The sequence below is a fragment of the Micromonospora endophytica genome (genome assembly GCF_003236305.1).
Lineage (GTDB): Bacteria > Actinomycetota > Actinomycetes > Mycobacteriales > Micromonosporaceae > Micromonospora > Micromonospora endophytica.
This window is the reverse complement of the sequence record NZ_POTX01000273.1, coordinates 1-7,288: the sequence shown is the minus strand read 5'-3', so window position 1 is coordinate 7,288 and position 7,288 is coordinate 1. Positions and strand designations below refer to the sequence as shown.

Sequence of the window (7,288 nt, the reverse complement as noted above, 5' to 3'; positions counted from 1 at the left end):
CCCCCTCCCCCCGTACGTCCAGCGAGGAGCGGTACGCGGCGACAGCTGTCGCCCAGGAGCCACCGCTGACCGGACGGATCGCCGACCCGCCCGCGCCCACCAACGCACCACCCGCACCGGCGGACCCGCTCGACCCACTCGACCTGCCGCTTGACGATCCGCAGCCGGGGGCGGCCATCTTCGGCTTCGATCCGGAGGCTGCCGATCCGGGCGCGCCGATCAGCGGCGTGGGCATCACCCTGCTGGTCACCGAGTTGTCCCGGTCCCTGGAGTTCTACCGCGACCGACTCGGGTTCACCGAGGTCGACCGCGGCACCGGCAACGCCGTGCTGGCCTCCGGGGCGACCCGGCTGGTGCTGCGGGAGGTGAACGGCGCCCAGCCGGTCAACCGTCGACTGGTGCACGTCAACCTCGACGTCGACGACATCCAGGGCGCGTACGAGCGGCTACGCGACTCCGGCGTCCGGTTCACCTACCCGCCCCGGGTGGTCAACCGGGGCACCAAGCTGGAGGTGTGGGCGGCGGCTTTCCGGGACCCGGACGGCCACGGCATCGCGCTGACCCAGTGGCGGGAGCGCGCCGAGGCATGAGCTGCGGGCGACGACTCAGCCGAGAATGACCCGGCGCACGTGCGACGCGTACGCCCACACCAGCGCGAAGATGACACCCAGCACGAACAACGCCCAGTGCAGCAACCCGGAGAGCAGCAGCAGGCCCTGCAACACCGTGCCGGCGTGCCAGGCCCAGGGCCGGCGCATCAGGCCGGCGAGCACGGCGGCGGCCACGGCGAGCGCCACCACCACCCCGACCGCCGCACCGCCGAGGTCACCGCCGACCACCCGGATCGGCTGGATCGCCAGCAGCAGCACCAGCGCCTCCAGCGCGAGCGTGCCCGCGCCGAGCCCGCGTACCGCCCGCTGCGGGTCACGCAGCCCCGACCGGCGTGGCTCCGGCGCCCCGGCACCCTCCGGCTCGGTGCTCCGGCCCGCGTCGTCGGTGCCTTCGGGCCCGACGCGCCGGCCGCTCATCGCTTCAGCAGCCGGCGGGCGTCGGCCACGGTCACCACAGACCCGGTGATCAGTACGCCGACACCGGCCAGCTCACCCGGCACGTCCTCCTCGGCCAGCGCCACCGCCGCCTCGATCGCGTCCGGCATCTGCTCGGCCACCTCGACCCGGTCCGGCCCGAACACCTCGGCGGCGAGCTCGGCCAACTCCTTTGCCGGCAGCGCACGAGGCGAGCTGTTGCGGGTCACCACGAGGTGGTCCACCACCGGTTCCAGCAGCTCCAACATGCTTGCCGCGTCCTTGTCGGCGAGGGTGCCCAGCACGGCGACCAGCTTGCTGAAGGCGAACTCCTCCTGAAGCGCGGTGACCGTCGCCGCCATGCCCTGCGGGTTGTGTGCGCCGTCGAGCAGGATCGTCGGCGAGGTGCGGATCCGTTCCAGCCGACCGGGCGAGCTGGCGGTGGCGAAGCCCTCCCGTACCGCCTCCACGTCGAGTTGCCGGCGGGCGCCGGCACCGAGGAACGCCTCGACGGCGGCGAGCGCCACCGCCGCGTTCTGCGCCTGGTGGGCGCCGTGCAGCGGGACGAACACCTCCTCGTACACCCCGCCCAGGCCCTGCAACGTGAGCACCTGCCCACCGAACGCCACCGCCCGGCGCAGCACGCCGAACTCTGAACCCTCCCGGGCGATGGTGGCGCCGACCTCGGCGCAGCGTTGCAGGATCGGCCGGGCCGCTTCCTCCTCCTGGGCGGCGCAGATGACCGTCGCACCGGGGTGGATGATGCCGGACTTGGCGACCGCGATGTCGTGCAGCGTGTCGCCGAGCCACTCGGTGTGGTCCAACCCGACCGGGGTGAGTACGCACACCCCGGCCTGGATCACGTTCGTGGCGTCCTCCGCACCGCCCAGACCCACCTCGACCACAGCCACGTCCACCGGCGCGTCGGCGAAGGTGGCGAAGGCCAGCGCGGTGGTCATGTCGAAGTAGGTGAGCGGCTCGGCGGAGCGGTCGTCGACCAGCTCGGCCAGCGGCTTCACCTCCTGGTAGACGGCGGTGAACCGGGCCTCGTCGACAGGCTCGCCGTCCAGGCTGATCCGCTCCCGGACGGTCTCCAGGTGCGGGCTGGTGTACCGCCCGGTGTGCAGCCCGAACGCCCGCAGCAGCGAATCGATCATCCGCGCGGTGGAGGTCTTGCCGTTGGTGCCGGTCAGATGGATCGACGGGTACGCCCGCTGCGGGCTGCCCAGCAGGTCGAGCAGGGACGAGATGCGGTCCAGCTCGAACACCATCCGGGTGAAGCCGCGCCCGGCCAGCTCGGCCTCGATCTCGGCGAAGGTGGGATCTGTGCGGTCGGTCACGAGGGCAGTGCCTCCAGAGCGGCGTCGATGCGGGTCAGGTCGGCCTCGGCCACCGCCAACCGCTCGCGGATCTTGGCGACCACGTGCTCGGGCGCCTTGCCGACGAACGCCGGGTTGTCCAGCTTCGCCCGAGCCTGCCCGGCTTCCTTCTCGGCTGCGGCGCGGTCCTTGGTCAGCCGGGCCCGTTCGGCCGCCACGTCGATCGTGCCGCGGGTGTCCAACGCCACGCTGACCTCCCCGGGCATGGCCAGCGTCGCGCTGGCCTGGAAGTCATCACCGGCCGGATCGAGGCGCACCAGCGAACGGATCAGCGGCTCGTGCCCGGCAAGGCCGGCGTCGGCCAGCCCGTCCAGCCGGGCCACCACCCGCTGGGTCGGGCGCAGCCCCTGGTCGGAACGGAACCGACGGATCTCGGTGACGACCCGTTGCAGAGTCGCCACCTCCGTCTCGGCGGTGGCGTCCACCCGCGCCCGGTCGGCCACCGGCCAGGCGGCCGTCAGCACCGTCTCACCACCGGTCAACGCGGTCCACAGCTCCTCGGTGACGAACGGGATCACCGGATGCAGCAGCCGCAGCAGCTGGTCCAGCACGTGACCGAGCACCCGCCGGGTGGCGTCGGCGGGTGCCCCGCCGCCAGCCAGCACCGGCTTGCTCAGCTCCACGTACCAGTCGCAGACGTCGTCCCAGGCGAAGTGGTACAGCAGGTCACAGACCTTGGCGAACTCGTACCCCTCGAACTGCTCGTCCACCTCGACGGTGACCTGCGCCAACCGGGACAGGATCCACCTGTCGACGGTCGACAGCTCGGCCGCGTCCGGCAACGGCCCTTCGGTGTGCGCGCCGTTGAGCAACGCGAACCGGGTGACGTTCCAGAGCTTGTTGCAGAAGTTCCGGGAGCCCTGGCACCAGTCCTCGCTGACCGGCACGTCCCCGCCCGGGTTCGCGCCCCGGGCCAGCGTGAAGCGGGTCGCGTCGGCCCCGTAGCGGTCGATCCAATCCAGCGGGTCGACCACATTGCCGAACGACTTGGACATCTTCTTGCCGTGCTCGTCACGGACCATTCCGTGCAGCGCGATCACGTCGAACGGCTGCACCCCGTCCATCGCGTAGAGCCCGAACATCATCATCCGGGCGACCCAGAAGAAGAGGATGTCGTACCCGGTGACCAGCACGCTCGTCGGATAGAACTTGGCCAGCTCCGGGGTCCGCTCCGGCCAGCCGAGGGTGGAGAAGGGCCACAGCCCGCTGGAGAACCAGGTGTCCAGCACGTCCTCGTCCTGGTGCCAGCCCTCGCCGGTCGGCGGCTGCTCGTCCGGACCCACGCAGACGACCTCGCCGTCCGGGCCGTACCAGACCGGGATGCGGTGACCCCACCACAGCTGCCGGGAGATGCACCAGTCGTGCATGTTGTCGACCCAGGCGAAGTAGCGCTTGGCCAGCTCCGCCGGCTCGATCCGCACCCGACCGTCACGCACCGCGTCGCCGGCCGCCTTGGCCAGCGGTGCGGTGTTGACGAACCACTGCAACGACAACCGGGGCTCAACAGTGGTCCGGCAGCGGGAGCAGTGCCCCACAGCGTGCACGTACGGCCGCTTCTCCGCCACGATGAGACCCTGCTCGCGCAGTGCGGCAACGATCGCCGGGCGGGCCTCGAACCGGTCCAGCCCCTCGAACGGGCCGGGCACGGTGATGACGCCCCGCTCGTCCATGACCGTCAGTGACGGCAGGTTGTGCCGCTGGCCGATCTCGAAGTCGTTCGGGTCGTGCGCCGGGGTCACCTTCACCATGCCGGTGCCGAAGGCCGGGTCGACGTGCGCGTCACCGACGATGGGGATCCGCCGCCCGGTCAGCGGCAACTCGACCTCGGTGCCGATCAGGTGCCGGTACCGCTCGTCGTCGGGGTGCACCGCCACCGCCGTGTCGCCGAGCATCGTCTCGGCCCGGGTGGTGGCCACCACCACGTCGTCGCTGTAGCGGATCGAGACCAGCTCACCGTCGTCGTCGGTGTGTTCCACCTCGATGTCGGAGAGCGCGGTCAGGCAGCGCGGGCACCAGTTGATGATGCGGTTCGCCCGGTAGATCAGGCCGTCGTCGTACAGCTTCTTGAACATGGTCCCGACGGCGCGGGACAGCCCCTCGTCCATGGTGAAGCGCTCGCGGTCCCAGTCGACCGAGTCGCCGAGGCGGCGCATCTGGCCGAGGATCGCGCCCCCGGACTCGGCCTTCCACTGCCAGACCCGCTCGACGAACTTGTCCCGACCCAGGTCGTGCCGGGAGAGGCCCTGCCCGGCCAGCTGCCGCTCGACCACGTTCTGGGTGGCGATGCCGGCGTGGTCCATGCCGGGCAGCCAGAGCGCCTCGAAGCCCTGCATCCGCTTGCGCCGCACCAGGGCGTCCTGCACCGTGTGGTCGAGCGCGTGACCCATGTGCAGCGAGCCGGTGACGTTCGGCGGCGGGATGACGATGGTGAACGCCGGCTTGTCGCTCTCCGCCGAGGCCCGGAACCGACCGTCGGCTACCCACCGCTCGTACCGTCGCTGCTCTACCTCGCCGGGCTGGTACTGGCCGGCAAGGGTCGGTGCGTCGGGGCGTCGGGCATCCAGTCTCTCGGTCACCCGACAAAGTCTACGGAGCGCTTCGGCGGACCCGACGTGCGCCACCTGTCGTTCGCGTACGGTGTCGGCTATGTCCGACGCACATCTCGGTGCCCGCCAGCTCGACGAGGATTCCCCGCCGGTCGACCTCACCGACGAGCCGATCCGGCTGAGCAACCGCGACCCGGAGGAGGCCACCGACCGCCACAGCGTCCGGGCCCGCCGCCGACGCATCGCGGTCGCGCTGCTGGCGGTCCTCGCGCTGGCCGGTGCCGGCGCGCTCGGTGCCTTCGGCTGGCGGGTCGCCCAGCAGAAGGACGCGCGGATCACGATGCCGGACGAGGTCGCCGGGCTGAGGCTGGACGCCAGCGAGCGGGCCGCCAGCACCGCCGACTACCTGCGCAGCGGCCTCGCCGCCGACATCGAGCTGGACAGCAGCTTCGGTACGGTCTACCAGGACCCGGGCGACGAGCGCCGCTCGGTGTTGATCTTCGGCGGCACCACCTTGTTGTGGCAGCCGGAGCGCGATCTGGTGAGCCTCTTCCGGCTGATGGCCGACGAGGCCGGCGCGGTGACCGGCCTGCGGGACATGCCTGCGGGGCGGCTGGGCGGCGTGCTGAAGTGCGGCAGCACCAGCGGCGAGGGCGGCGACTTCGCGGTCTGCGGCTGGGCCGACCACGGCAGCGTGGTACTTGCCATGTTCCCCTTCCGGTCGGTCGACGAGGCCGCCGGGCTGCTGCGGCAGATCCGCGAGAGCGTACAGACCCGCGCCTGACGCTCCGGCTCACGCCCAGCACCGGGCAGGACGTCGGGGGTCACCCGCGAGCGACCGGAGTGGCCAGCGCGGCGAGGGCGACCAGGACGCACCCGCCCCCGGCCAGGGCACACACCAGCGCAACCCCGTACGCCTCGGCGCCCCAGGTGATGACCGCCGCACCGACCGGACCGAGCGCATAGTGGGTCGCCCAGAACACCGACGTCACCCGGCCGAGGAGATGGTTCGGGGTCACCTCCTGACGCAGCGACAGGGAGCAGATCGCCCCGACCGCCAGTCCGCCGAGGTACACCGCGGCGAGACTTGCCACCGCAGGCAGGCTCCTGGTCGCACCCACTCCCGCGACAGCCAGGCCGGCCAGCGCGGTGCTGCCTGACCAGGTCGCCCCGAAGCCGAACCGACGCCGCAACGGGGCCACCCCGAGTGACCCGAGGACGGTACCGACGGCCGCAACCCCGAGGACCAGGCCGACAGTCTGCTCGGAACCCCCCAGGTTGTCCCGCACGTGGTAGATCAGCACGTCGTCAAGACCGTAGGTGAGGAAGAGGAACGCCGACAGCAGCCAGGTCAGGCTGCGCAGCACCGGATGCCGCCACAGGAACCGGGCACCGTCCCACAGTTCGTCCCGGAGGTGGGCGAGGGTGGTGGCGGTCCGCGCGAGGCGCTCCTGCCGCAGCCGTACGACCACGAGTGCCGCTGCCGAGACGGCGAAACTCGCGGCGTTCACGGCGATGGCGGCCGAGTAGCCGAAGGCGGCGGCGACCACACCGGCCAGCAACGGCCCACCGATCGCGGCGACGGCGTAGCTCGCCGACAGCTTGCCGTTGGCCTCCGTGATCCGCTCGACGTCGACAAGCCCGGGCACTGCCGCCACGTACGCCACCCGGAAGACCATGCCGACCGCCGCGCTGGCCGGCAGCACCAGGTAGAGCAGCCACAGCTGTGGCCCCCACAGCCACGCCACGGGAACGGTGGCGAACAACAGCGCACGGGCCACGTCGCAGCCGATGAGCAGGCGCCGTCGGTCCGAGCGGTCGACAAGCACGCCCGCGAAGATGGCGGTGACCACTGCGGCGACGCCAGCCGCCGCCGTCAGCAGACCCATAAGCGCCACCGAGCCGGTTAGCTGGAGAACCAGCAGTGGTACGGCCACCGACGCGAATCCGTCGCCCAGCACCGAGAGCGTCTGCGCCGACCAGAACACGGCAAAGTGCCGGTCCCGCCACAACGCTTGCGGCTCCCCCGCCGGCGATCCGTTCTTCACACGCGCCGTCACCCGGCGACGCTAAGCGCAGACCTTCCCGTCGATCCAGGGGTTTTCGCTTCCCGTCGATCCCATCGGCGACGACGTCCTCTGGATCGACGCGTAACACGGTTACAAACGAATTCAGGGCCACCCCTCACGGGGTGGCCCTGAATTAGAAAGATGTCCGGCGGTGTCCTACTCTCCCACACCCTCCCGAGTGCAGTACCATCGGCGCTGGAGGGCTTAGCTTCCGGGTTCGGAATGTAACCGGGCGTTTCCCCTCCGCCATGACCGCCGTAACCTTATCA

General features: G+C 71.3%; 6 protein-coding genes and 1 rRNA gene. 2 read left to right on the top strand and 5 right to left on the bottom strand.

Annotated elements, in window-relative coordinates; translation table 11 throughout:
* The coding region (locus tag C1I93_RS26505; RefSeq protein WP_146603583.1) for a VOC family protein at positions 1-590 on the top strand (590 nt) is incomplete at its 5' end.
* Positions 591-605: 15 nt separating this feature from the next.
* Here the strand turns inward: C1I93_RS26505 and C1I93_RS26500 are convergent.
* Genes C1I93_RS26500 through C1I93_RS26490 form a run of 3 tightly spaced genes read right to left on the bottom strand, consistent with a single transcriptional unit; the run spans position 606 to position 4,980 of the window.
* The gene (locus tag C1I93_RS26500; protein ID WP_111246004.1) at positions 606-1,028 is read right to left on the bottom strand and encodes a DUF4233 domain-containing protein; all 423 of its coding nucleotides are present in this window, start codon (positions 1,026-1,028) and stop codon (positions 606-608) included.
* On the bottom strand, positions 1,025-2,365 hold the full coding sequence (locus tag C1I93_RS26495) for a bifunctional folylpolyglutamate synthase/dihydrofolate synthase (protein WP_111246003.1): 1,341 nt from the start codon (positions 2,363-2,365) through the stop codon (positions 1,025-1,027). The genes C1I93_RS26500 and C1I93_RS26495 overlap by 4 nt, the downstream gene beginning before the upstream one ends.
* Positions 2,362-4,980 (bottom strand): valine--tRNA ligase, encoded by a 2,619-nt coding sequence (locus tag C1I93_RS26490; RefSeq protein WP_111246002.1) that lies wholly within the window; start codon positions 4,978-4,980, stop codon positions 2,362-2,364. Before C1I93_RS26490 ends, C1I93_RS26495 begins: the two co-directional genes overlap by 4 nt.
* A gap of 70 nt (positions 4,981-5,050) precedes the next feature.
* On the opposite strand from C1I93_RS26490, the gene C1I93_RS26485 reads away from it, so the two are divergent.
* Positions 5,051-5,734 (top strand): hypothetical protein, encoded by a 684-nt coding sequence (locus C1I93_RS26485; protein ID WP_111246001.1) that lies wholly within the window; start codon positions 5,051-5,053, stop codon positions 5,732-5,734.
* Positions 5,735-5,774: 40 nt separating this feature from the next.
* Here C1I93_RS26485 and C1I93_RS26480 read toward each other — a convergent pair whose 3' ends face one another.
* Entirely contained in the window at positions 5,775-7,010 is a 1,236-nt protein-coding gene (locus C1I93_RS26480; protein WP_223256319.1) for an MFS transporter, read from the bottom strand.
* Positions 7,011-7,162: 152 nt separating this feature from the next.
* Positions 7,163-7,279 (bottom strand): 5S ribosomal RNA (gene rrf / locus C1I93_RS26475).
* Between the last annotated feature and the right edge of the window lie 9 nt (positions 7,280-7,288).